The sequence below is a fragment of the Chondromyces apiculatus DSM 436 genome (genome assembly GCF_000601485.1).
Lineage (GTDB): Bacteria > Myxococcota_A > Polyangia > Polyangiales > Polyangiaceae > Chondromyces > Chondromyces apiculatus.
The window spans coordinates 207,814-232,564 of record NZ_ASRX01000002.1 but is presented as its reverse complement, the minus strand read 5'-3'; the positions used below and the strand labels follow the sequence as shown (position 1 = coordinate 232,564).

Genomic DNA, 24,751 nt, shown 5'->3' with positions numbered 1-24,751 from the left:
CCCTCTCACCTCAGGTCGTTTCCATGCAGAACCCCCGTCCACGCAGCAGCCTGCTCCTTCACGCCTGCGTCACTGGAGCGCTCGCCCTCTCCACGGCCCTCTTTGTCACCGCGGCGCGCGCGGATGCCGTGCCACCTCCGCCCGAGGATTGCCCCCCCGGAGCGCTCGGCGTGACCGGGCACCTCGGCGAACACTGCGCGCCCACCACCTGCGCGGTGGACAGCGACTGCGAGAAGGTCGCGGCGCGGAGCTTCTCGCGCAAGAGCCCGCCGCTCGCGTGCCGGGAGCAAGGGCTCTGCGTGGAGCGGCGCAAGGTGGACGTACCACCCTTCAGGCATGGAGGTGCCAAGGAGGTGGAGCTGCAGATCGCCGCGCGCGCGTGCGGCGGCGCGGAGAGCTGCGCGGCACCCGCGGCGTGCGAGGTGGTGAAGCGCTGCGTGCCGGCGGAAGCGGCGGCCGGGAGCACGGCCGCGGGCACACCTGCCGCGATGAAGGGGTGCGGCTGTGGGGTGGCGCCAGGCGGTGAAGGGGCCGCAGCGATCGCGGCTGGGTCGCTCGTGGCGGCATGGGCCGTGCGGCGGCGAGGGCGGGCGCAGAGGCAGGAGCAGAGGCGGGCGCAGCTCGGGGAGCGCTGAGGCCCGCGGCGGCGAGCGCACCGCGAGAGAACGGTGAAGCGACGCGAAGCGCTGGCCCGACGAGGAGCGCTGACCCGACGAGGAGCGCGCGCGCCGCGGCCGCGTGATCCTTGGCAACGATCTGGCGGCCGATTACGCTCCTCGGCACATCGAGGAACCGCCGGTTGCCCCCTCTCGTCCATGTAGGCAGATACGAGGTGCACGAGGCCATCGCCAAGGGTGGCATGGGCTCCGTGCACCTCGGTCGCCTGCGCGGGGCCGCGGGCTTCGGCAGGATCGTGGCCATCAAGCGGATGCACCCGCAGCTCGCCGACGACCCGCGGTGCGTGGCGATGTTCCTCGACGAGGCGCGGCTCGCCTCGCGCATCCAGCACCCGAACGTGGCGCCCACCCTCGACGTGGTCGCCGCGGACGGCGAGCTGTTGCTGGTCATGGAGTACGTCCGGGGGGAGGCGCTCTCCGGGCTGCTCAAGGCGCACCGCGAGGCCAGCGAGCCCCCGCCGATCCGGGTCGTGGCCGCCGTGGTCGCGCACGCGCTGCACGGGCTCCACGCCGCGCACGAGTCGCGGGACGAAGCGGGGGCGCCGCTCGAGATCGTGCACCGCGACGTGTCTCCGCACAACGTGCTGGTCGGCGCCGACGGGCTGGTGCGCGTGGCCGACTTCGGGGTGGCCAAGGCCGCGGTGCGGCTCCAGAGCACCAGCGAGGGCCAGATGAAGGGCAAGGTCGGCTACGCCGCGCCCGAGCAGATCAACGGCCGCGCCTCGCGGCAGTCGGACGTCTACTCCGCAGGGGTCGTGCTCTGGGAGGCGCTGACCGGGGCGCGCCTCTTCCAGGGAGACAACGAGATGCAGATCATGCTGGCCGTCCTCACCCGGCAGATCGTCCCGCCCAGCCAGGTGCGGCCGGAGATCCCCGCGGCGCTCGAAGCGGTGGTGATGCGCGCGCTGAGCGAGGACCTCTCCCAGCGCTTCGCCACCGCGAAGGAGATGGCCACCGCCATGGAGCAGGCGGTCGAGATGGCGACCACGGCGGAGATCAGCGCCTGGGTGCAGCGGGTGGGGAGCGAGAGGCTCGCGGCGCGTGACGCCATGGTGGCCCACATCGAGGCGACCGGGCCGGTCTCGTTCCGGAGCGCGGAGGACGCACTGGCGGAGGTCAGGGCGAGCGCGCCACCGGCTTCCGGCCCTGGCGCGGCGTCGCTCCGCGAGGCCTCGTTGCTTCCAGCCGCGGCGGTGGTGGACGTCACGCCGCCGAGGTCCGGTCTCCGGCGGGGCGCGACCTCGCTGGCCATCCTCTTCGGAGCCGCCGCAGTCGTCGGCGCGGGGGCGGTGCTGCTGTTTGCCGGCGGCGAGCGGCGTGGCGAGCTGCCCGGCGACGCTGCGGGGAGCAGCGCGCGGGAGACGGTGACCACGGCGAGCACGGCGAGCGCTACACCACCTGCCCGAGCGCTCGGAGAGCCCACCGTAGCCACGCCACAGCCAGGGGGGCCTGCGACGTCGGGGAGCGGCGCCGCGCCTGCTGCACCGGCGCCCGGGCAGCTCCCCGACGGGGCGTCGAGCCAGCGCGCTGACCACCAGCGTCAGGAGGCCCCTCCCGCACCTCCACCTCGCCGCGCGGCGCCTTCCTCGCGCGGCGCGCAGCCGGACTTCCTGTGAGCGCGCGCGCCCGCCGGTTGCGCAGCATCGCCCTGACCGCTGCTCTGGTCGCGGGGGCGGCTCCCCTGGCGCACGCGGACACGGGCCCCGCCGCGGGCCCCGCCCGGAGCGCGGCGCAGCTCAAACAAGCCGGCGACGACCACATGCGCGGCAAGCGCTACGAGGACGCCCTCGGCGACTACGACGCGGCGTACGCGATCACGGCGGACCCGGTGCTCCTCTACAACCGCGGGCGCGCGCTCCAGTTCCTCGCGCGTCACCCCGAGGCGCTCGCCGCCCTGCGCCGCTTCGAGGCCGAGGCGCCGAGAGCGGTGCGCGCCCGCGTCCCTGGCCTCGCAGCGCTCGTCGCCGAGGTGCGCTCCAGGGTCGCGATGGTGCGCATCGACTGCGATGTCGCGGGGGCCCGGGTGCTGATCGCGAAGCGCCAGATCGGCGTCACCTCCCTCGGCGATCCCTTCCCGGTGAACGCTGGCAAGGTCTCGGTCGAGGTCCTCGCGGATGGCTACATGCCCTTCCAGCGCGAGGTGGAGCTGCGCGGCGACGAGGCGCTCAACGTCATCGAGGCCGACCTCACCCCGAAGAGCACCCAGGGGCGCCTGCTCGTCCGCAGCGACGTCGCGGGAGCCCGGGTCACCATCGACGGCCGCGCGGTGGGCGCCGCGCCGGCCGAAGCCTCCCTGCAGGCGGGCCGGCATGCGGTGGAGGTGGCGGCGGAGGGGCACGACACCGCGAGCACCCAGGTGGTGGTGGGCGCGGGCGAGCGCCGGGAGATCTCGGTGGACCCTGTGAAGAGGCCCCCGCTCTACGCGCGCTGGTGGTTCTGGACAGCCGTCGGCGTCGTCGCCGCTGGTACCGTGGTCACGTACGTGGTCACCACCACGGAGGGCCCTCCCCCCACGGGCTCCTTCTCACCCGGCGTCATCCGCTTCTGAAGATTGATGCGGACCCCCCTGCTCCCTACCCTGCCTCCGATGCCGGAGCGATCCCGCGAGGCGAAGCCAGATCGCCCTCTGACGGCCCCTGAGGTAGACCGCACGCGCCGCGCGCGCCGCGCCTTTCTCCAGCGCGCGTCGGCGGCAGCGTTGACGCCGCTGCTCGTCGCCGTGGTCGGTGCAGGATCGTGCGCCTCTCCCACCGCCATCCGGGTCGACATCTACACCGAGCTCGATTGCGCCATCGACGCCGAGGTCTCGCTCACGGTCTCCTCCGATCTGGCCGGGCTCCCGGAGCGTGCGCCGTCGGCCACGAGCCGCGGCTGCGTGTCGCCCGGGCGCGTGGGCGACGTGGTGATCGCGCCTGCCGAAGGCGACGACAAGCAGCTCGCCTATGCCGTCGCCACCCGGCAGGACGTGGCCCCCGTGGAGGAGTGCCTGCAGACGCCCATGCCCGCGGACTGCATCGTGTCGCGGCGGCAGCTCCGCTACTCGCCGAACGACGAGCTGAAGATGCGCATCGATCTGCGGCTCTCCTGCCTCGGCGTGGCGTGCCCCGCGGAGCAGACCTGCGTGAAGGGACGCTGCATCGACGCGGAGGTGAGCCCGGAGCAGTGCATGCAGGAGTGCGGCGAGGACACCCTGGAAGAGGGTCCCGGAGGCGATGGGCCGGACCCCGACGGAGGGACCACGGAGATCGAGGTCATCGACGCGGAGCTGATCGCGCGGCTGGCGAGCGACGCCCTGTCGGTGCCGCGGTTCGCTCCCCTGACCGACGGCTTCGCCGCCGCGTGGATCTCCCCGGACATGGCGAACCAGGCCGTGCGCGTGCAGAAGATCGATGCCCAGACTGGCCCCGTGGGCGCGCCCTCCCCGCCGCTCTCCTCCCGGCCGACCATCGCCAGGCACCTCCTCGGCTACGACGGCGTGAACCTCGGCTTGCTGGTCGCCGACGACGTCCTCTACTTCCACATCCTCGACACGCAGGGATCGGAGATCGCCGCGGGCATGGGGCAGGAGCCCGCGACGCTCGCCGGGCACGACATGCCCTGGAGCGGAAACCGGTACGCGGTGCTGGCGCAAATCGCCCAGTACATCCCCTCACACTCCGTCATGCTCCACGCGCTCGATGGGCAGAACACGGCGGCGGAGTACGCCCATTTTTGCCAGGACTGCGCCCCCATGGCCGTCGCCTGGAACGGCGCGCGCTTCGGAATCACCTGGCACAAAGAGAGCCAGGGCTCCTTCATCAGCGTCTCCGAGGCGGCCAACGGGACCGCCCCCGTGGTCGTCTGTGACGCGTGCGAAGGAGGACACGTGGCCGCGCTCCCCGGCGCCTTCGGCTTCGCGTACCAGGTGGGTACGCCAGCGCGCATCTACTACGCGCAGCTCGATGAGGCCGGCAACGTCGTGGCCGGCCCCCACCCCGTCTCGCCGGACGACGGGCAGGCCTACCGCCACGCGCGGACGATCACCACCGCCTCCGGGGTCCGGCTGGTCTTCTTCTCCCGACCCAGCGGCACCGTGAGCCCGCTGTTCGTGGCGCGCGTCGGCGCGGACGCGCAGGTCGTCACGCCGGTTGCGCGCATCGAGGGCGTCTTCGTCGCCGACGATCAGTACGAGGTCTCGGTGCACGAGGAGCGCGTCGCGGTCGGCTGGCGTGGGCGCGAAGACGCCCCCGACCCGAGCGCGCCGCCCGATGGCGCCCACATCGCCCTCGTGAGCGCGTCCGCCGTGCCCTGAGCGCGGGTCCTTTTGACACGCCGCCGCCTCACACCGCCGCCTCACGCCGCCGCCTGAAGCCCGTACTTCTGGCGCGCCCAGGCCGCGGTCTCCTCCACGGCCTCGGCGACTGGCGTCGCTCCGTGGCCGAATGCCGCGCGGAACTGGCTGTCGTCGACCACGAAGGGCACCTCCCACTGGTACGTCATCTCGACGACCTCGCGCATGAAGGGAGAGAAGAGCCCGAGGCCGCGCAGGACGAGCCTGGGGACGCGCTTCACCTCCGCCTTCACGCCGAGTGCGTCTCCCAGGCGCGCGACGAGGGCGCGGGTGCTCTCCGCGGGGGGCGTCGGCAGGTGCCAGACGCGGCCGAGGGACGTCTCCTCGGCGCCGAGGGTGACGAGGGCCCGGGCGACGTCGGGCACGTAGGTGTAGGCGTGGGGCTGGTCGGGGTCGCCCATGCACTCGGCGGGCTTGCCGGCGAGGACGCGCTCGTAGAAGCGGTCGCTCCACGACGAGTAGGGCAGGTCGGGTCCGAAGAAGTCGCTGGCGCGGCCGATCGCGACCCGCACGTCGCCCTTCCGGTGGGCGCCGAGGCGCAGGTCGGAGAGCTGCACGCGCAGCGCGCCCTTCTTGCTGCACGGGGCCATGGGCGTGTCCTCGCGCATGGGGCCCGAGGGGCGCCCGTACATGTAGAGGCAGTCGAGGGCGATGAGGGGCGCGCCGGCCTTGGCGGCGCCGTGGAGGGCGCCGCGGGCGATGGGGAGCAGGAGCGTCGGCCACTCGTGGTAGGCGGGGTTCATGCAGTCGTAGACCACGGCGGCACCGCGGGTGGCCTCCTCGGCGAAGGCGAGATCGGTGATGTCGCCCGAGAGGTGCTCGAGACGCTCGCGCGCGGGCAGGGCCTTGCCGCGGCGCACGTTGCGGACCCGGTGACCCGCGGCGAGGAGGAGGTCGACGACGCGGGCGCCGACCTGACCGGCACCGAGGACGACATGGAGGGGCGAGGTCGCGGTGTTCATGCACCGAACCTAGGACTTGCACCGCTGCAAGACAAACTGCATGACGGCAAAGAATGGCTGCAAGAATGCAAGACCCCGGGGGCGTCCGCTGGGACGACGTGCGCATCTTCCTGGCGGTGCACCGGCACGGCACGCTGGGCCAGGCGGGCGCGAAGCTCGGGCTGGACACCTCGACGGTGAGCCGGCGCCTGACGGCGCTGGAGGCGGCGCTCGGGGCGCGGCTGTTCGAGCGGGCGCGCGAGGGGCTCACGGCGACGCACGCGGGGGAGAGGCTCCTGCCCGCGGCGGAGGCGATGGAGACCGCCCACGGGCAGCTCGTGCGGGACGCGAGCGGCATCGAGGCCGAGCCCGAGGGCGTGGTGCGGGTGAGCGCGGCGCCGGGGATCACCGACCTCTTCGTGGCGCCGGCCCTGGTGCGCTTGCGGGCGAAGCACCCGAAGATCCGCATCGAGCTGGACGCCTCGGCGCGGGTGCTCGACCTGACCCGGCGCGAGGCGGACCTGGCGCTGCGCTCGGTGGCCCCCCGGGGCGCGGAGCTGGTGATGACCCGGCTGCTGACGGCGCGGTGGGTGCCGGTGGCGTCCGACGCGCTGTGCGCGGAGGTCGGGCGGGTGCGGTCGTGGGACGACCTGCCGTGGATCACCTGGGACACGGACCTGGCGAGCTTCGCGCCGGCGCGCTGGATCGCGCGGTACGCGGGGAAGGCCGAGGTGGTGCTGAGGACGAGCCACTTCGCCTCGCAGTTTTCGGCGGCGGAGTCCGGTCTCGGCGTGCTCCTCGCGCCCGAGCCTTACCTGAAGAACCGAGCCCTCACGCGGCTGCGGGCGGCGCGGGCGCTCGACGAGAGCGTGGCGGCGCTACCGACCGACGCGCTGTGGCTCCTCGGGCACCGGGCGCTGCGCGACGTGCCGCGGGTGGCCGCCGTGTGGGATTTCCTGGTCGAGACGCTGAGGCAGCCGGAGGAAGGGAAGGCTGTGTGAGGACCGTGGCCCGGGGGTGACCGCTCAACCAGGGCGGCCCTTCACCCGGCGCGTGCCGCTCTGCCGCGCGGTGTCCTCGGCAAGCTCGGCAAGCTCGGCCTCCAGCTCGGCCTCGGCCTCTCGTGCGAGCGCATCCGCGTCGTCGGTGTGCGCCTGCGCGCCCTCGATCGGAGCGGGGAGCGTGCCCGAGCGGGAGAGGCGCGCGCGCTGGATGGCGGCCGCGAGGGCCTCGGGGTTGGGCGAGGCGATCAGGTACACCTGCTCCTTGCCCCGGTCGTCGCGCCAGACGATGCGCACCGCGCGCCCGGCGTCGCCCATGATGTTGTAGGCCTTGGAGCCGTCGGCCCCGCGCCGGATGCCCCAGCCCCCGTAGCGCTTCCAGTCGTACGTGGCGGCCTCGCAGCGGGTGATGCGATCGAGGGGGATGTGCGGGCCGAAGAGGCCGTACTGGATGTAGACCGAGCGCGCCGTGACGGTGACCCGCAGGACCGAGAAGAGGATCCAGATCAGCGACATCAGCACGGAGATGGCGAGGGGCGCGATGTAGGCCGTGAGCGGGAGCGGCTGGCCGGTGGAGGCGGACGCCCAGAGGAGGCTGCCCAGCGCCGCGAGCGGGATGAGCAAGGCGAGGAAGAGCAGGAGGTGGAAGCCGAGGCCCACCTTGATCTTGTCCCGGTAGACGACCGGTTCGCCCGACATGTACCCGGCTTCGTAAGGGTCCGGCGGGCGCGGTGACGGGCGCGATGACAGGTCCGTGGTCATGAGGCTCCCCCGGGGGCGGGTTCCAGACCAGGGTACGCAGGACGCCCGCGGTTACCAGCCCTCCAGCGGCAGCTCCCAGCCGAGCACGCCAGGGGTCCAGGCCCGGTGGTGGCCGATGGCGTCGCCGGAGATCCACGCGCCGTCCGCGGCCCAGCGGGCGGAGAAGGCGTCGCGCAGGACCAGTTCGGCGAGCTTGCCGCGCGGGGAGAAGCCCCACTCGGCCTCCTGGGACACGTCCTCGGGGTCGGCGTAGTAGCGCCACACGAAGAAGCCCGCGCAGGAGCGGGCATCGAGGAAGGGGGCGATGATCCCGAGGTAGGCTTCGGCCTGGGCGCGCTGGTCGATGACCACATCCTTCATGCCGTCGGGCCACTCCCAGGGGCGCAGCGCCGGGTCGCGGCGGGTGGTGTAGCCGATCTCGGTGAGCACCACGGGCTTGCCCCAGGCACGGGCGACGTTCTCGACCTGCGTCGCCACGCGGCGGCCGCCGGCGAGGAGGTCGTCGAGGGAGGCGCCCTCGCGCTCGGCGAGCGGGTAGAAAGCGTTGATCCCGACGAGGTCGAGGCTGTCGAAGATGAGGGTGTGGTCGACGTCGTCCCAGTTGGCCGAGTAGGTGAGCAGGCCGGGGTAGACGCGGCGCACCTCCTCGATGATGGCGAGGAAGCTCTCGGCGCGCGGCGTGGTCACCCAGCTCCGCAGCTCGACGCCGACGCTGAGCATCTCGGCGCCGCCCTCGGCAGCGACGCGGGCCCAGGTGAGGAGGAAGCTCCGGTACGACGCAGCCCAGCGCGCCCAGCCCGCGTCGTCGCCGGGGTCGATGCGGGCGCGCCACTCGCCGTCCTCGACCCACAGGTGAGGGACGAGCAGGACCTTCATGCCGCGGGCGTGCGCCTGGGCGATGGCGGCGAGCACGGCGCGGCGGTTCTCCTGGAAAGGCGCCTCGAACACCAGGTCGATGCCGGTGCCCTTCAGGCTGGCGACGCGCCCGAAGGGGGTGAGGCTGACCCAGGTGGCGCCGAGGGCCGTCGCCTCGTCGAGGGCGCGGGCACTCGCGGGGGTGCCGTACCCACGGCCCGCGTGGCGGAGGCTCTCGATGGGCCCGAGGGTGATGCCGCGAATGCCACCAAGACGCGCGGCGGCCCAGCTCTCCGCGCCCGGCAGGAGGTGCGGGGAGGCCGGGGCGGCGGCGCGGGAGGGAGGCGCCGTCACCCGGCGGCTGCCCAGCGCCACGGAGGCGGGCGCGGCGGAGGCGGGCGCGGCGAAGGCGGGCGCGGCGAAGGCGGGCGCGGCGAAGGCGGGCGCGGCGAAGGTGGAGGGGTGCAGGGCTGCTGGCAGGAGGGCCAGGAGGATCGCGGCGCCGAGGAAGGCAGCGCAGCGGTGGAGGCTGCGGCGCAGGGGGGTGGGTCGCCTCGATGGCACGGGCGCCCTATAGCAGGGATCCCGCCCGTCAGCAGGCCGTCAGCGTTGCTTCCGTCGCGCTGCCTCTTCGAGCGCGCGCAGGCGGCGGCGCTCGCGCTCGACCTCGTCGTAGATGATCTCCGGCGGGTACTCCCAGCCACCGGGCGGCGGCGTGAGGCCGGGGGCAGTGGGCGCGGTGTCAGGAGGAGCCGGCTGTGAGGCGATGGCAGGCGCCGTCGGCACGGGGTCGGGTGCTGCCGGGAGACCCGCCGCAGAGGGGCTCGGCGTGGGCACGCTGGGGCCGGGTATCGTGGGTCTCGGGACGGTTCCGACGGAGCCGACGGCATCGCGCCGGGCGACCCACGCGCGCATGACCTCGATGGTATGGGTGGCGATGCCGGTCTTCGCGCTCGCGGAGGTGCCGCCGTCGTCGAAGGTGAGGATGCGCCCGCGCACGAGCCAGATGGAGAGGAGCGCCACCGCGAGGAGGGAGACGGAGGCGATCTCCAGCATGCGCCGTCTGCGATGCGCAGCGGGCGCGAGGGGGGGAGAGGGAGGGCGTGAGGGGGCGTCGTGCGTGCGTGGCTGCAGGACGGCAGGCCGCGCGGCAGGGGGCATGGAGCCGCGCGCCGAGGCGTGTGGCGGCTGCGAAGCCAGGTGTCCTGCGGGGGGAGGCGCGGCGTTGCGAGACGCGGGAGACCTCGACGGAGGCGGGATCGAGGGCGCACGCGGCATGGGGGGGATCACGGGGACGTGCGCGGCGTGCACGTCCTCTGAAGCCGGCGCGTGGCTCTGGCGGGGCGGCGCGGAGTTGCGGGGCGCGGGAGGGCGGCCGGTGATGCGCGCGGGATCGTCGACGCCCAGCTCGGAGGCGACGCTCGCGAGGAGGCTCGACGAGGGCGGGGGCTCGGAGCCGTCGTCGAGGTCGGGGATGATCGGCAGGCCGTCGGAGCCTGCCCCGGACGAGGGACCCGAGGGCGCCGAGCGGATCTCCCACACCTTCGCGGCAGCGCTCTGCGCCTTCTCACCACCGAAGCGCGAGAGGGCGAGGGCCAGCTCGGCGACGTTGGCGTGCCGCTGGTCGGGCTGCTTTTCGAGGCAGCGGCGGAGCACCTTCTCCAGGCCACCCGCCTTGAGATCGGCAGGGATGGGCGGGGGTTGCTTGTCGAGCACCCCGGCCATGATCTCGAGAGGCTCCTCGGCATCGAAGGGGCCTCTGGCGAGCAGGAGGAGGTAGCCGATGCCGCCGAGGGACCAGAGGTCGGCACGCTCGTCGACCTTCCCGCCGGAGCGAAGCTGCTCGGGGGCCATGTACAGGAGCGAGTCGTGCATGGAGCTCGACCCGAGCGCCCCTTCGCCCTCGGCGCCGCACGCGACGGCGTGGGTGCCGAAGTCGAGCACCTTGATCGAGGGCTGCCCGGCGTCGGAGAAGGTGAGGAACAGGTTCTGGGGCTTGAGGTCGCGGTGCACGATGCCCACGGCGTGCGCCGCGGCCACCGCCTCGCACGCTTGCAAGAGGTGCTTCACCGCCGCCTTGGGGCCCATGGGGCCGCGGCGCTCCACGTACGCGCCGAGGTGGCACCCTTCGAGGTACTCGGTGACCACGAAGGGGGCGCCGTCGGGCAGCTCGCCGCAGTCGAGCACGCGCGCGATGTGCTCTCCGGTGAGCGCCATGGCGGCGCGCGCGCTCCGGAGGAGGCGATCCGCGGCGCGGGTGCTCTGGAGGCGCGCGGGATCGAACTTCTTCACGGCCACGCGCGTGCTCGTCTCCAGGTCGGTGGCGAGCACGACCAGCCCGATCGCGCCCGCGCCGACGCGCCCTTCCACGCGGTAGCGCCCCGCGATCAGCTCCGGGGGCGGCTGCGATCTCCTCTGGCTCTGCGCGGGCGACCCCTGCATCGATCCATGAGATAGCCGATTCCGTGAGCGGCCGCCTCCACGTCCGTCACGACGGGATGGCCCGCCCGGAGCGAGGACCTCGTGGTCAGTCGGGGAGACCCAGGGCCGTGGCGATCAGCCAGTCGATGGCGGACACGAGCAGGACGGCCGCGGCGGTGAGCGCGAGGCCGAAGGCGATGCTGACGGCCACGCGGACCGCCGGACGATACGGCCAGATGCTCCGGGTGACCACGGCCCACCCCAGCAGGGAGAGGGGGCCGAAGGCGTAGAGCGCGGCGCCCCAGCTCGCCGTGTTCCAGGCGTCCTCGCGCTGGGCCGGGGTGAGCCTGCGCCGGTGCCAGCGCTGGAAGGCGAGCGGGATCAGGATCCCGAGCGCGAGGCCGAGCACGAAGCGCAGGATCTTCATGGGTGAGGTGGCGCGGGCGCGGGCCCCCCGCGGGTCAGGGGTGGATGTGCACGATGGTCCCCTCGCCCGTCGCGGCGCTGGCGTTCACGCCGTGCCAGTCGGCGGGGAGGGGCGGGTCGGTCCACATGAACACGCGGCGCGCGTCGATGGGCGACAGGTTGATGCAGCCGTGGCTGCGGGGGCGGCCGTAGTCGTCGTGCCAGGGAGAGGCGTGGATGGCGTAGCCGGCCTCGAAGTACTGCACCCACGGCACGTCGCGCAGCTCGAATTTGTTGCCGGACTCGTGCGAATCCATGGTGGTGGTCACGTGCTTCTCGCGGATGCGGAACGTGCCTCGCACCGTGGAGAACGTGGTCTTCGGGTCGCCGAGGCCGTCGCGCCCCGTGGCCGCGGCGGTGGCGTAGACGGGCTTCGGGCCCTCGTAGAGGATCACCACCTGGTTCAGGATGGAGATGTCCACCCAGCGCGTCGTGCCCTTGGCGTGCGGGGGAAGCTCGCTCGGCTTGACCGCGATGGCCACCTCGTCGTTGCGCACCCAGGAGCCGTCCTTCGCCTCCACGAGCCGCGTCTTGCCGATGAATTTCGAGCGACCGGTGAGCTGGATGGGCGAGTGCCAGGCGATCTTGCCGTCCTTGTCGAGCGCGCCCTTGGAGAGGTCGTACTTGTAGGCGCCCTCCTTGTGCACGAACGCCAGCGGCAGCTCCCAGCCCTTGGTCATGTCCACGCCGTGGAACGTGGAGCCGCGCGCCGGCTTGAGCTTGGAGGTGGGCACGAGGCGCGCGTCCGTGGTCAGGGCGAGGCGCCGGTCGTTGGGGCCCATGAACGAGTCGATGAGCGCGAGGCCGGCCTTGCGGGCGATGCGGTTGGTGATGACCGCGTACTGGGGCACCTTGAACGAGGCGATGTTCGGGATCTGCCGCCCGCCCTTGAAGAACCAGGGGATGGCGTCGTCGCCGCGGCCGCCGAAGATCTCGTTGTCGCTGAACGCCGGCGGCCCCTCGGGGGCCTCCCCCGCGGCGTTGCCGAGGGCGTCGAGCGGCACGTCGTTCGCGCCCACGTTGAGCTCGTCCCACTTCGTCCTGAGCTTCTTGTAGCTGCGCAGGTGGCGCTCCAGGCTCATCTCGTAGCGGAGCTGCTCGTCCTTGGTGGGGACCCGGTAGTAGTTGGGCGCGATGGCGCGCACGAAGGCGTAGGGGTACGGCATCGGCTTGCCGAGGTCTGGCCGCCGCGTCAGCGCCCGCAGGATGGGGTGCTTCATGTCGGTGGTGGCGTCGCCCTCGGCGCACATGTACCCGGCGGGGAGCACGCGGTACCAGCCGCCCTGGCAGTCGTCGAGGGCCACGGGCTTCTCGGCGCGCACCGTCGTCCCGCCCGCGCGCAGGTAGCCGAGCTTGGGGGCGCGGCGGTCGGGGCGCTCGAAGATGGGAGCCGCCATCTGCACCGCGCCGAGGCGGGGACCGTCGGGGCGGGGCATCTTCTGCGGATCGTCGTCCTGCTGGTTCGACGCGGCGGCCGAGAGGCTGACGATGCCCTCCGGGGCGGCCTGCGCGTTGCGGTCGCAGGCGGGCAGGGCGAGGGCCGAGACGCAGAGGGCCAGGGCCGTCAGGAGGCGCGACGGGCGCGAGGGAGGTGACGGGGGCGCGGGAGGCGACGGGCGCGGCACGTCGCGCGACGGCTCCGGTGCAGGGACGCTGGCACCGGTGGACGCGGTGGGCGCGGAGCTTCGCGGTCGGGCATGCATACCTCCCGATGCAGGACGGGGCGCAAAGAGGCCAAGTTTTGGGGTTGCCGAGACCCCGAGTTTTGGGGTTGCGCGGATCGAACAGGCCGGCTAGTTTCGCAGCCTTCCGCGGGAAACTGCGGGTGCGCCACTAGCTCAGCTGGATAGAGCGTCGGCCTCCGGAGCCGAAGGTCACACGTTCGAATCGTGTGTGGCGCGCAGACAGGCACCTCAGGGTGCCTTTTTTTTTGCCCTCGCGCGCCGCGTCCCCCCGCGCCGCGTCCCCCCCGTACCGCCTCACGCGAACAGCGCGCTCCAGGTCCTGGGGCCGACGACGCCGTCGTCGAGCAGGCCTTTGCGGCGCTGGAAAGACTTCACGTTGCGGTCGGTGATGGGGCCGAAGATCCCGTCGGCGGGGAGGTCCCAGCCGAGCGCGTCGAGCCGCGTTTGCACCCGCTTCACGTTCGGGCCGCGGGTGCCCTGACGGAGCGCCACGTTCGGGTAGGGCACGCTCTGCGGGCTCGGCTTCGGCCGCGGCGCGCCGGAGGTTGGGGGCGTGTCGCCGCCGCCACTCGCCTCCGCGGGCGGGGGCGGGGTGACCACCGGGGTGGCGGGGGCACCGTGGGCCGAGACCCACGCCCAGGCGCGCGTGTCGTTGCGCGACTTGGTGCTGATGCTGATGTGGCAGTGCTTGGTGTGGGGGTTCGAGCCGGTGTAGCGGCGCCAGCCCTCGGCGGCGCGGGCGCGGCTGTAGATCTTGTGGTTCCAGATCACGTACGTGACCCGGCTGTCCTTGATGGCGAGCGCCGAGATCACGTTGCCGTCACAGCCCGAGCTCGGGTCGTGGGTGATGTCGACGGCGTTGCCCAGGTTGTGATCGCTCTTGCGCGCCTGGTGGCGGGCGTCGCCCATGATTCCGTCGGACGCCTTCTTGCGGCTGGGCCAGCGCTTGTTGGCGTCCAGGATGGCTTGGCGGCATGCGGGAGCAGGGTTCGACATCGTGAGTTCTCTCCGGGGACAGTGAGGCAGAACGAGGACGCGAGGAAATCAGGGTTGCGGAGCAGGTGAGGGGGACCCGTGGAGCACGCCGTGCGCCACACGAGCCCTCCCGGGTCAGCCGATGAAGACGGTCTCTTTTCCGGTCACCACGTTGAGGTTGTCGGTGGTGGGGTCGCCGATCCGGGCGAACGCCAGCATCTTCTTGCCCACGAACACCGTGGGGCTGCCCTTGGCGATGCGGCCCCCGCCCGTATGAGGGCTCTCCACGTGCGCGGCCTGGTGCTGCGCCGAGCCGAGGACGACGGAGTGCTCGCCGACGATGATCTTGCGCCCGGCCACCTTGCCCTTCGCGCCCGGGTTGGCCTTGGGCGCGGCCTTCTTTTTCTTCTTCTTGGGAGGCGCCGGCGGGCGGTAGGCGTCCTCGAAGGTGGACTCGCCGGGGACGTTGATGGAGGGCGCAGGCTCGTCCTTCAGCCAGCCCCACGAGGTGGTCTCGGCGCGGGCGGCCTTCTTGACGCTGATGTGCACGTGCTTGTCGTGAGGCATCTTGTCGCGGTGCTTGTAGGGCACCCACCCGCCCGTGCCGGGGGTGTACATGCGCCGGTTCCAGATCACGTACTTCACCCGCGGGTCGCGGATGGCGATGGCCGCGATCTTGTCGCCGTCCGCGCCCGAGGCCGGGTCGTGGGTGATGTCGATCGCGTCGCCGGTATTGTGATCGCTCGCCCTCTCCTGATGCTTCTTGTCGCCCCAGGTCCCGTCGCTCTTCTTGTTCCGGTTCGGCCACTTGGTGTTGGCGTCGGTCCGGGCTTGCTGAATCGCGGGGGCTTCTCCTGCCACGACGTCTCTCCTGAGGTGCGGGCGATACGGCCGGCGCGGGCGGCGCTCAGCCGCCCATGAAGATGCTCAGGATTCCCGTGATCACGTTGTAATTGTCGGTGGTGGGATCGGCGATCCGGGCGGCCTGCTTCCTCTTCTTGCCCACGAAGATGGTGGAGCTACCCTTGCGGATGCGGCCGCCGCCGGTGTGCGGGCTGTCGACGTGCGCCGCCTGGAGGTGGGTCGACCCGTAGACCACCGAGTGCTCCCCGCGGATGATGCGGCGCCCTCCAGCCTTGGAGCCGCCGGAGCCACCGCCGGCGGCCCTCTTCGGGGGGGCCTTCTTCGGGGGGGCCTTCTTCGGAGGCGCCTTCCCACCCCCAGTCCCGCCTCCCTTGCTCTGGGGGATCTCCAGCGACGGCGCTGGCTTGCCCGACACCCAGCCCCACGAGCTCGTGTCGGCGCGGCCGGCCGGCTTGACGCTGATGTGCACGTGCTTGTCGTGCTTGTTCTTGCCGTTGTACTTGCGCCAGCCGGGCTTCGAGGTGTTGTAGATGCGGCCGTTCCAGATCACGTACTTCACCCGCGGATCGCGGATGGCGGCGGCCGCGATCTTGTCACCGTCCGCGCCCGAGGCCGGGTCGTGGGTGATGTCGATCGCGTCTCCGTGGTTGTGATCGCTCTTGCGCGCCTGGTGCGCCTTGTCGCCCCAGGTACCGTCGCTCGCCTTCTTCCGGTTGGGCCATGCCCGGTTCGCGTCTCTCCGGGCTGCTTGAATTGCGGGGGCTTCTCCTGCCACGGCTACTCTCCTGGATCGGGGTGGGTGTCGGGTCAGTCGCGGAGCCGCAGCGACGCCAGCACGTGATCGACGTAGGTGTCGCAGTACTCCCGTTCCTCGAACGGGGTCTCGCCAGCGACGATGGTGTGGGTCCGGTCCAGCACCAGGTGGACCTGACGGGTGTAGACCATCCCCTTTTCGTCGCGCCAGCGCACGCCGAGATCGATGGCCGGAACCTCGGAGACCTGCACCTCGCGCTCGAAGAGCACGGTGTATGCGCGGAGGCGCTTCTTCGCGTCGTTCACGTGCGCGGTGGTGGCCTGGCGCAGGGTCTTGCCCTCGGGGAAGGGCTCGCGCTGCACGAGGAGGGCGACGGGGGTGCCCTGGGGGGACCTGCCCTCCAGGTAGTTCACCGTGCGGTCGACGAAGCCCTCGGGCAGGTCGAACGCGGCTTCGTTCATGTAATAGATGCTCATCAGGGTTTACGTCACGCCTCGAGGTTGATGACGGCGCCGGGCTCCATGCTGGCGAGGAGGGCCGGGCTCGTGCTGGCGACGATGATCTGCACGTCGTCGGCGAGCCCGCGGACGGCCTCCATCCAGGCGACGATCCCGCGCTCGCCCACGAACAGCTCGGGGCGGTCGATGAACACCACGGACTTCTCGTGCCGCACGTGGACCGAGGTGGCGGCGAAGACCACGGCGTCCTGCTCCGAGGTCGACAGCTCCGAGGGCGTCGCGGCGTAGCCGCCCCGGCTGGAGAAGCACCGCAGCGGGTCGGTGCCCGGGGGCCCGACGTAGCGCAGGGTGGGCGAGAGGCGCTCGATGGCCGTCCGGAACCGGGCCTGCTTCTCCGCGTCGTTCACGATCTCGGCGAGGAGGCGGGGGACGAAGCTGTACTTGCGCGCGTCGCGGCCGAGCCGGTAGAGCCGCTGCTCGATCGCCCCGAGACCGTGCATCGGCCCCGGCGGCGGGAGCCAGCGGTTCGCGGCGAAGTAGTCGAGCTTGCCGTGGCGAGGGTCGTGCCCGTAGCGCTCGACGAGCGCGACCAGGCCCTCGTCGGCGTCGGCGTTGGCGCCCCTCATGTTGAAGAGCGCCTCGGCCTCCATCACGGCCGGGATGCCGCCGATGCGGCGCTGCTCTTCCTCGTCGAACAGGAAGGTCAGCGCGACCTTCGCCGCGTCGTCGCCGGGGCGGATCCAGGGGTCGGAGTGGATCGGCGGCCCGTAGGGCGCGATCACCTCCTTCGCCGCGAGGATCGCTTCGATCACCCGGGTCTTGCCCGAGGCGGGGGCGCCGGTGATCACCACGACGTCCCGTGCCGACTCCTGCATGGTGCGGGAGAAGTCGCAGGTGACGTCGCGAAGGCCGTTGACCGAGAGGAACGTGGCGCGGAGCAGCTTCACAGGGTCATGCCTCGGATTCGGTGCTGGGCGCCTCACCCGTGAGCTGGGTCTGCTGCGCCGTGTCCGCACCCGGGTTCAGGAGGAGCTTCGGGGTCTGGATGGTGATCGAGTCGGGGCCGATGTGGATCATCGAGCTGCCCACGGAGATGGTGGTCCCCTCCTCGCTGGAGATGTTGTGGGAGAGGGCGTTGGAGACGTAGGAGCCGATGGTCTGAAGCACCCGCTGGCCGCCGGTCATCGAGAGGAAGTCGCCGACCACGCTGGCGAGCTTGTCGACGCCCACCGCGCTCTTCATGGTGCCGAAGACCGAGTTGGTCTGGTTGCCCTCGACCTTCTCCTTGTCGTTGCCGACGACGTCCATCTTGCGGTGGCGGCCGACGGAGAGGGTCTTGTCGTTGTTGACCCGGGTGTTCTGGTCCTTCTCGGCGCGGATGCGGATCTCCTCGGAGCCCTGCTTGTCCTCGAACATCATCATGTTGAAGCCGCCGCTCGCGGTCCCGCCGTTTGCGGGTACCGAGGCGCTGCGGAAGCCGTTCTGGGTCTTGTTGGCCGGCAGCGGGAAGGGCGGGCGGAGGAGGTTCGTGAAGATGCGGCCGACGATGGCCGGCTCCTCGGGGTTGCCCGCGAGGAAGCTGACCAGCACCTCCTGGCCGATGCGGGGGATGTTCAGGGCGCCGAGGCCCTCGCCTGCCCAGGCCTGGTTCACCGGCACCCAGCAGGAGCTGTTCTCGTCCATCTTGCCGTAGCGGTCCCAGTGGAACTGCACGCGGACGCGGCCGAACTCGTCGCAGTGGATCGTCTCGCCGGCGGGGCCGACCACGATTGCGGACTCCACGCCGTGGATGACCGGCGTCGGCGTCACCGCCTCGGGGCGGTAGGGGGTGCTGGCGGCCGCGGCGTTGCACAGCACGTGGGCCTCGCTGTCGAAGGTGCCCGTGAAGGTGGTGCGGGTGACCAGCATCTGCCCGACGCGCTCGGCGAGGGGATGCTGCCCGATCGAGAAGCGCAGGCCGGGCGCGAGGTCGAGGGCGTTCGAGTCGAAGATGAAGCGCTTGGCGCGGGCCACGGAGGCGGCGCCCACCTGGTCGGCGATGCGCTGGCCCTCCTTGGGATCGGTGCGGGTGCGGCCCCTGTCGTCCGCGGTCGGGGTGTCCTTCGGGCCGGGGTTGCCGAAGCGGAAGGAGCCCGGGGTGTAGGCGTAGTTTTCGAGCTGGGACTCGACGGGGTGTGCGCTCGGCGAGGCCTGCGCGGTGAGCGGGGTGTTCGGCAGCCGGTGGTCGTGGTCGGCGAGGGTCACCTTGCCCGAGGTGAGGGCGCGCGAGGCGCGGAGCTGGGTCGCGAAGGTCGCGCCCTCCATGGGCTCGTCGAGGTAGTCGAGGTTGCCCTCGCGCTCGGGGCCGTGCTCGGGGGTGTCGGCCAGGACGAGCTGCGACTCGCCGTCGGCGGCGCGGAAGTAGAAGGTGATGCCCGCGGCCTCGAGCATGCGGCAGATGAAGGTGAAGTCGCTCTCCTGATACTGGACGCGGTACTTGCGCGTCTTGTAGGAGCGCGTGCACTCGACGACGGGCTCGATGCCCCACTCGCCGAGGATGGCCTTGACGATGTCGAGGTCGGTGAGCTGCTGGAACACCCGGCAGTTGGTGCGCAGCGTGAGGAGCCACAGCCGGGGGGCGAGCGAGATGCGGTAGGTCGACAGGCCGGTGGACTCCGAGCGGAGCAGGTGCAGCTCGGAGATCACGCCCGACCAGGAGCGCTTGCTCTGGCCAGGGTAGGCCAGCGCGTCGAGTTCGATGTGGAAGGACGCCGGCTGCCCCACCAGCTCCAGATCGAGCGCGGGGTTCGGACAGGCGATCTCCAGATCGACGGTGAAGAGCGTCGAGAGGCCGTCGTCGACGGTGAACTCCCGGACGTCGAAGGACTCTTGAACGGGTACGTCGAGGTGCAGGTTGGGGCGCGAAAGGCCCGATGCGTCGGCCATCGTCCTGCCAGGGCTGCACGCCACATGCCACGGCAGGCGCTTTCCCTTCACGTGCTGCCCTCGTCGTCCTCCTCCACCGCGTCATTCCCCGAGGACGGGCCCGCGATTCCTCACCGCATTCACCACGAGCGCTGCCGGTGTGCGCTGCGCAGCGTCATGGACTACGCACGATCCACATGATGGATGAACCGACCACCACCCCCCCCCGTGACCTACCCGTGCAGCCGGCTGGATGCGCGACGTCCGGAGGCGCGCCGTCCGGAGGCGCGACGTCCGGACGCTCAACCTTCGGCGCGGCCGTGCAGCACCCGGCCCAGGGCCGCGGCGAACAGCGCTTCGGGGTGCGTCTCGGCCACGTCCTCGCGGGGCCTGACCTCGCAGAGCGCGATCACCGGGAAGGTCAGGAGCAGCGGCAGCGAGGCGGCGGCGGCATCGGGCACGTAAAGGAGCCAGGGCTCACCCCCGCCGGGGAGCGCCAGCTCGGCGCGTACCCGCGAGGCCCCGAGGAGGGTGCGGCGCTTGTACTTCCGTTCCTCGAGGAGGAGGCGCTCCACCTGCGCCGCCACGTAGCGGGGCGGGAAGGCCGGTGTCGACGCGGCTTGCTCGATCTGCCGGCAGAGGCCCGTGGCGATCTCCGGGCGAGGAAGGAGCGAAGCGGCGAGCGCCTCCTGACCCAGGGCGACGGCGGAGAGGATCCGCTTGTCGGTGCCGGCGATGGACTGGGTGACCGACACGGTGGCGCGCAGCATCTCCACCTCGTCGAAGGAGGGCCGCAGCTCCCCCGCCACGAGCAGCAGCGGCAGGTCGAAGTCGTCGACGTCGTCGAGCCCCTCGGCGAGGGCGCGGCGGAGCGCGGAGGCCTCGGACGGGCGCGCGCACGACAGGACCCGCAGGACGTCGGTGCGGTCGCGCGGGGGTGGCTCGTTCCGGGCCTCGTCCACGCCCTGGACCGCGCGCGCCCGGGTCCTCGGCGCAAAGACCTCGGCGAAGCGCGGCATGCTCCGCAGGCGCGGGACGACGGCCGGCTCGAAGGAGAGCAGGTCCACCACGGCCAGCCTGCGCAGGGTCGGCTTCGCGGGCTGGAGGGCGCCGCCGTGGAGGGTGCCCTGCTGGGAGCGATCCTGCTGCGCGGCGGCATCCGAGGCAGACTTCGCGCTGAACGCCGCGTCGGTGGACTTCCTCGTGCCGGGGGCCAGGTCGCCGGGCGCTCCGCCCCTGGAGACGACCTCGGCCTGCTTGCCATTGCCCACTGCCGGCTCGATGGCCTTGGCGCTCCCGAACGCGGCGTCGAAGCTGCTCCGCGACGTGGACGCCGCGGGTCTGGACACAGGGGGAGGAGGCGCCACCGGCGAAGGGGACCAGGAGGGCGACGCGGAGGCCGAGACGGGCGCTGGAGGGAGGACAGGGCCGGGGGGCGCGATGGGGGCGGGTGACATCCCGCCAGGCGCGCTCGGTGCCGGGGCAGGGCTGCCCGGCACCGACGCGGGAGGCATCGGCACCGCAGCGGGAGGCATCGGCACCGCAGCGGGAGGCATCGGCACCGCAGCGGGAGGCTGCGGAGGCGCGGGGGGAATCATCGGCGCCCCGACCATCATGCCGAGCCCCGGCTGCACGGGCACGGAAGGTGGCCGCGGCGGAGCCGGCGTCCCCGGGCTGGAGGGGACGGGAAGAGGCGGAGGCCGCATCGTCGACGGCGACGCGGACGCGGGCGGTACAGGGATGGCCGCATGCCGCGGCGGTGGCACCGAAGGCGAGGCGCGCCGGAAGGGCAGCGCGCTGTCTTCCGGAGGCGACGAGGTGCTCCGCGCTGGGGTCGAGGGCGCCGTGAACGGCAGGGCCTGCGCGGTGAACGGCAAGGCCTGCGCGGTGGACATCGGAACGTGCTCGCCGGTCTGCTCACCCGAGAAGGCGGGAGGCCGGTTCACCGGGACCATGGTGACCTTCAGGGAGGGTGCTCCGAGGCGGAAGCTCCCCTCGGCGTCGAGCATCTGGCGCACGGCCTCGGGGCGCAGCTCCGCGCCCATGGCCGCATCCACCACGATCGCCCGCAGCACACCCCCGGCGAGCGCCACCTGACCGCGGAAGGTGAGCGTCGCCAGGCTGCGGTCGGTGTCGATGACCAGGAGGTCGGCCTGGAGCCGCAGCGGCTCGGCGCCACCGTCGGCGAGGAGAACCCGCGGCTCGACGGCGGGAAAATTGGTGACGAGGCGCGGGATCTCCGGGTGCAGGCCTTCCAGGATGAGGCGCTCGTTCGGGGCGAAGGGCCGGTCGAGCCACTGGTCCACGGGCGCCGCCTGGAAGAACTGCGCCGGGAAGTCGCGGGGCAGCGGGCTGTCGGCCGCGCGCCGGATCCAGGCGCGGCCATGCTCGGTGAGGCTCGCTTCCCGCGAGCGCCAGCTCGACGCGATGGGGCCGAAGCCCACGGTGGGGATGTAGTCGCTCGGGGACACCAGCTCGTGCAGGTGCGGGACCACCTCGGGGATGCGGCGCCTGCCCATCTCGTCGGGGACGCCGACGTCGATGCCCACCGGGTTGTCGCTGTCCCTGCCGCCCGCGGCGTGCTCGTAACGCAGGGGGAAGCGCGCCTTGCGCGTGGCTCCCTCGACAGAGCCGTCGGCGCGGAACCACCGCGGTCCCCACACCTCGATCCCCTTGTCGATCGACCCCACCACCACCCGCGCCACGACCCGCTGGACAGCGCGCTCCGCGGGCGCGAACGCCGAGCCGACCACCACGACCTCCGCCGCCTTCTTGAACGGCGCGAGATCGCTCGGCACCTGGACGCTCGCCCCCGGGTCGCGGTCCCAGTGCGCGTCGTCGTGCTGGATGGGCAGGGGATCCTTGAGCAGCGTGCACTCGCCAGGCGCGAGCTCGTACGTCGCCTTGGCCACCACGGTGCACACCAGGGCACCCAGCGCGTCGCGCCAGACGACGGAGCCGACGGCGAACGACCCGCGCGAGCGCACCTGCACCCGGTCGGCCGTCCCGCGGCCGAGCCTCCCGAGTTGGGTGTGACGCTTCGAGAGGGCCACCGGCGAGCGCCCCGCTCAGATCCCGGCAGCGGCCGGCGCCGCGACGGCGTGGGCCTCCGGCTTGCTGTTGGACGCCCGCACGCCCGCGGTCGGAGCCGCTCCCCGGGCCGTGCGCGCCTCTCCGCCCGTCACGTTCCGGCGCATCTCGGTGTTGCCCACCGCGATGTCCACCATCTTTTTCACCCGCGCGAAGACGCCCTCCTGCACGTACGGGATGCCGTACTTCTCGCAGAGCGCCTTCACCCTGGGCTGCACCCGCTGGTACTGAAGCATCGGGACGTCGGGCCAGAGGTGGTGCTCGATCTGGTAGTTGAGCCAAAGGTGCGCGAAGTCGATCCGATCGGTCCCGGTCGCGTAGTTCGTCGAGCCCAGCACCTGCCTCAGGGCATGCTCCGCCCGTGAGGCGGGGCGATCGTCGAACCGGTACAGGTCGTCGCCGGTGTGGTTCGGCCCCACCACGCAGAAGGTGTGGAGGTTCGTCACCAGCTCGGCCATCAGCGAGTTGCAGAAGGCGCTCATCACGCCCCACGGCCCGAGCGGCAGGTAGCAGAGGGGCATCAGCCCGAAGTGCAGGCCCACGTAGGGCAGGTAGCAGCGCAGCCACAGCGCGCGCGTCCGGTCCTCCTTCGGCGCAGCATCGTCGCCGGCCGCAGGCACCGGACGCTCGCGCCAGGCGTCCAGCGTGCTCGGCGCGTAGTACGACGCGCGCCACGTCGCCGCGAGCACGCCCAGGAGCCCGTAGCGCGCGGCCTTCGGGTAGCTGCGCAGCTCCTCGGTGTTGCGCTCGATGAGGTCCGGGTCGCGCTCCTCGCCGGTGTGCGAGTGGTGGAGGACGTTGTGCTCGTAGATCCACGCCTCGGGGATCATCCAGTCCGGCCAGTCCAGGAAGCGCCGGCGCCCGCGCGCGAAGACCTTGCTCGTGTACTTCGCGGGCACCCCCGGCACCTTGTCGTAGCCCCGGTGCCCGATGTGGTGCATCAGCATCCACCGCGTCGACCGCCCGATCCCCAGCAGCGCCGCGCTCACAGGGTTCGGCGCGAGGCCCGCCGTGAGCAGCCCGAGCCCGGAGCAGACGTGCCCCCAGCGCTCCAGCTTCTCGAGATGGCGCAGGTCCTCCTCGCCGAGCGAGGCGTCGATTTCGCGACGGAGGGCCTTGAGGTCAGCGAAGAAGGCGTCGAGGTCGACGGCGTCGAGATCGAAGGGAGGATGTTCGGCCATTGAGGGGGTACTGCGGGGGAAAGACGGCGCGGACCCTATCAAGGATTCCGTCCGCCGACCAGCGCGCCTCCGGGCCGCGAACCGCGTCGAACCGCGTCGAACCGCGCCGAACCGCGGCGATCGGCGTGACGATTCCGGGTCTGTCACGTTCTTCCGCTTCTGGCGCACCGCGCTGACGATGCGCTTCCGCAGACGCGCTTCCGCGGACGTCCTCACGCCCTCATGCGAGGGTGCATGGGCCACGCCGTCAGGATCCGGGCGGCGTGAGGAAGCGCCCACCGGCGAAGACTTTTCGCGCCTCGGCGACGGGCATCCGCTGCCACGACGCATAGGCATCCACGACCCGCGCGCGCAGGCCTGCGAGCGGCGCGTTCTCACCGAGCGCACGCGCCATCGCCTCGACCACGTACCCCTCCGGCGCCATCAGCACCCGCGTCGTCAGCAGCGGCGCGGATCCGGCCGCGCTGAGCGGCGCCGCGAAGTACGCCTCCGAGGAGCACGCCATCACGAACGCGGGCACCGGCGCCTGGAGCGCGGGCGTGAGCGGCACCGCGCTCCGGTCCATGAGCCGGTTGTGCCCCGCGTACCCGGCCACCTGGATGCGCTCCACGCGCTCCTTGCCGCCGTCCTGGAAGCGCACCTCGCCGCCTCCCGTCGCCGTCGACCAGAACATCGCCACCGCCTGGTCGATGGACTTGCCGTGCACCGCCTGGATGACCAGGAGCTGTTCGAGGGGGGCCTCCGCGCTCCCACCCCACGGGGCCTGGCTGCCGGTGCGCCGGTAGATCGCGCGCTCCAGGAGGGGACCTTCCCCCGCCTTCACCTCCACCTGCTCCCAGCCGCTCTTCGGCCGGTCGAGAAAGCGCCGCTGCCCGAAGATCGCTCCCCAGTACAGGTTGCGCCCCAGATCTCCCGCGAGCCCGGCAGGCTTGCTGCCGCAGTCGAGCATGGCGCCATCGCAGAGGGGCACGATCACCGAGATCACCAGCGGCTTGCCGGCCTTCACCTCGGCGGCGATGCGCGGGTCCGCCGCGCTCCATGGGGGAGGCGCGGTGGACGCGGCAGGCGCGATGGACGCGGCAGGCGCGGTAGGCGCGGTGGGCGGGAAGCGCTGGGCGACCGCGCTCGCCGCTGCGGCAGGCTCGGCGCTTGCGCCTGAGGGGTCGAGGGCGCCAGACGCACCGAGCGCGAGCATCGCCCCGAGCAGCCGGGCGGAGAACGCCCGCAAGGCGCGCGACGACGAAGACAGCGACAAGGCGCGCGGCGATGAAGACAGCGATGAGCGAGCCACCATGGTGTTCCTGCGCGGAAGCCCGGCTGGAAGGTGGGCCCGCACAGGTCCATCGCAGCCGGGGCCCGGAACGTGACACGGCCCCACGCTTCGGGAA

General features: G+C 72.3%; 20 protein-coding genes, 1 tRNA gene and 1 pseudogene. 6 read left to right on the top strand and 16 right to left on the bottom strand.

All coding sequences use genetic code 11. From position 1 onward, the window contains the following. Positions 1–23 precede the first annotated feature (23 nt). The 4 genes from CAP_RS01250 to CAP_RS01235 all read left to right on the top strand — a co-directional run bounded on the left by CAP_RS01250 (position 24) and on the right by CAP_RS01235 (position 4,968). On the top strand, positions 24–635 hold the full coding sequence (locus CAP_RS01250; protein ID WP_044235039.1) for a hypothetical protein: 612 nt from the start codon (positions 24–26) through the stop codon (positions 633–635). A 164-nt stretch (positions 636–799) separates the two neighbouring features. Next, positions 800–2,293 (top strand): protein kinase domain-containing protein, encoded by a 1,494-nt coding sequence (locus CAP_RS43460; RefSeq protein WP_156040385.1) that lies wholly within the window; start codon positions 800–802, stop codon positions 2,291–2,293. Next, positions 2,290–3,225: a PEGA domain-containing protein gene (locus tag CAP_RS01240; protein WP_044235037.1), complete on the top strand. Its 936-nt coding sequence runs from the start codon at positions 2,290–2,292 to the stop codon at positions 3,223–3,225. The genes CAP_RS43460 and CAP_RS01240 overlap by 4 nt, the downstream gene beginning before the upstream one ends. A 39-nt stretch (positions 3,226–3,264) precedes the next feature. Continuing rightward, entirely contained in the window at positions 3,265–4,968 is a 1,704-nt protein-coding gene (locus CAP_RS01235; RefSeq protein WP_156040384.1) for a hypothetical protein, read from the top strand. Positions 4,969–5,009: 41 nt separating this feature from the next. Here CAP_RS01235 and CAP_RS01230 read toward each other — a convergent pair whose 3' ends face one another. Then, entirely contained in the window at positions 5,010–5,969 is a 960-nt protein-coding gene (locus CAP_RS01230) for an NAD-dependent epimerase/dehydratase family protein (RefSeq protein ID WP_044235033.1), read from the bottom strand. Between the two features lie 65 nt (positions 5,970–6,034). Here CAP_RS01230 and CAP_RS01225 point away from each other — a divergent pair, with 65 nt between their 5' ends. Then, the gene (locus tag CAP_RS01225; protein WP_044235030.1) at positions 6,035–6,949 is read left to right on the top strand and encodes a LysR family transcriptional regulator; all 915 of its coding nucleotides are present in this window, start codon (positions 6,035–6,037) and stop codon (positions 6,947–6,949) included. 24 nt (positions 6,950–6,973) lie between these two features. Here CAP_RS01225 and CAP_RS01220 read toward each other — a convergent pair whose 3' ends face one another. From CAP_RS01220 to CAP_RS01200, 6 genes and pseudogenes are all read right to left on the bottom strand, one after another. Then, positions 6,974–7,648, bottom strand: a complete 675-nt coding sequence (locus tag CAP_RS01220) for a DUF3093 family protein (RefSeq protein ID WP_197040938.1) — start codon at positions 7,646–7,648, stop codon at positions 6,974–6,976. Positions 7,649–7,762: 114 nt separating this feature from the next. Next, positions 7,763–9,046 carry a glycoside hydrolase family 113 gene (locus CAP_RS01215; RefSeq protein ID WP_370865963.1) on the bottom strand — a complete coding sequence of 428 codons (1,284 nt, stop codon included), beginning with the start codon at positions 9,044–9,046 and terminating at the stop codon, positions 7,763–7,765. Further along, positions 8,976–9,125 (bottom strand): annotated as a pseudogene (locus CAP_RS55615) (hypothetical protein); the annotation flags it as partial. The pseudogene CAP_RS55615 and the gene CAP_RS01215, both read right to left, overlap by 71 nt. Positions 9,126–9,169: 44 nt before the next feature. Then, a complete protein-coding gene (locus CAP_RS43455; protein WP_052373925.1) occupies positions 9,170–11,008 on the bottom strand; it encodes a serine/threonine-protein kinase in 1,839 nt (612 codons plus the stop codon). 85 nt (positions 11,009–11,093) lie between these two features. Further along, entirely contained in the window at positions 11,094–11,414 is a 321-nt protein-coding gene (locus CAP_RS01205) for a hypothetical protein (protein ID WP_044235026.1), read from the bottom strand. Between the two features lie 34 nt (positions 11,415–11,448). Further along, positions 11,449–13,077 (bottom strand): L,D-transpeptidase, encoded by a 1,629-nt coding sequence (locus CAP_RS01200; RefSeq protein ID WP_044235025.1) that lies wholly within the window; start codon positions 13,075–13,077, stop codon positions 11,449–11,451. Positions 13,078–13,279: 202 nt separating this feature from the next. Here CAP_RS01200 and CAP_RS01195 point away from each other — a divergent pair. Beyond that, positions 13,280–13,353: transfer RNA gene (locus CAP_RS01195), tRNA-Arg, on the top strand. Between the two features lie 78 nt (positions 13,354–13,431). Here CAP_RS01195 and CAP_RS43450 read toward each other — a convergent pair. The 9 genes from CAP_RS43450 to CAP_RS01130 form a co-directional block, all read right to left on the bottom strand. After that, entirely contained in the window at positions 13,432–14,133 is a 702-nt protein-coding gene (locus CAP_RS43450; protein ID WP_052373924.1) for a peptidoglycan-binding domain-containing protein, read from the bottom strand. A gap of 114 nt (positions 14,134–14,247) precedes the next feature. Continuing rightward, entirely contained in the window at positions 14,248–14,973 is a 726-nt protein-coding gene (locus CAP_RS43445; protein ID WP_052373923.1) for a VldE C-terminal domain-containing protein, read from the bottom strand. Between the two features lie 46 nt (positions 14,974–15,019). Next, a complete protein-coding gene (locus CAP_RS51815; protein WP_052373922.1) occupies positions 15,020–15,751 on the bottom strand; it encodes a VldE C-terminal domain-containing protein in 732 nt (243 codons plus the stop codon). Between the two features lie 32 nt (positions 15,752–15,783). Next, positions 15,784–16,191, bottom strand: a complete 408-nt coding sequence (locus CAP_RS01170; RefSeq protein WP_197040937.1) for a DcrB-related protein — start codon at positions 16,189–16,191, stop codon at positions 15,784–15,786. A gap of 26 nt (positions 16,192–16,217) precedes the next feature. Further along, on the bottom strand, positions 16,218–17,135 hold the full coding sequence (locus tag CAP_RS01165; protein ID WP_044235020.1) for an ATP-binding protein: 918 nt from the start codon (positions 17,133–17,135) through the stop codon (positions 16,218–16,220). Positions 17,136–17,139: 4 nt separating this feature from the next. Then, a complete protein-coding gene (locus CAP_RS01160) occupies positions 17,140–19,113 on the bottom strand; it encodes a type VI secretion system Vgr family protein (protein WP_052373921.1) in 1,974 nt (657 codons plus the stop codon). Positions 19,114–19,394: 281 nt separating this feature from the next. Then, positions 19,395–22,145 (bottom strand): DUF2169 family type VI secretion system accessory protein, encoded by a 2,751-nt coding sequence (locus tag CAP_RS54810; protein WP_052373920.1) that lies wholly within the window; start codon positions 22,143–22,145, stop codon positions 19,395–19,397. A gap of 15 nt (positions 22,146–22,160) precedes the next feature. Then, the gene (locus tag CAP_RS01135; protein WP_044235009.1) at positions 22,161–23,363 is read right to left on the bottom strand and encodes a fatty acid desaturase family protein; all 1,203 of its coding nucleotides are present in this window, start codon (positions 23,361–23,363) and stop codon (positions 22,161–22,163) included. 247 nt (positions 23,364–23,610) lie between these two features. Further along, positions 23,611–24,657, bottom strand: coding sequence for a hypothetical protein (locus CAP_RS01130; protein ID WP_156040382.1), 1,047 nt, complete (start codon positions 24,655–24,657; stop codon positions 23,611–23,613). Positions 24,658–24,751: the final 94 nt, after the last annotated feature.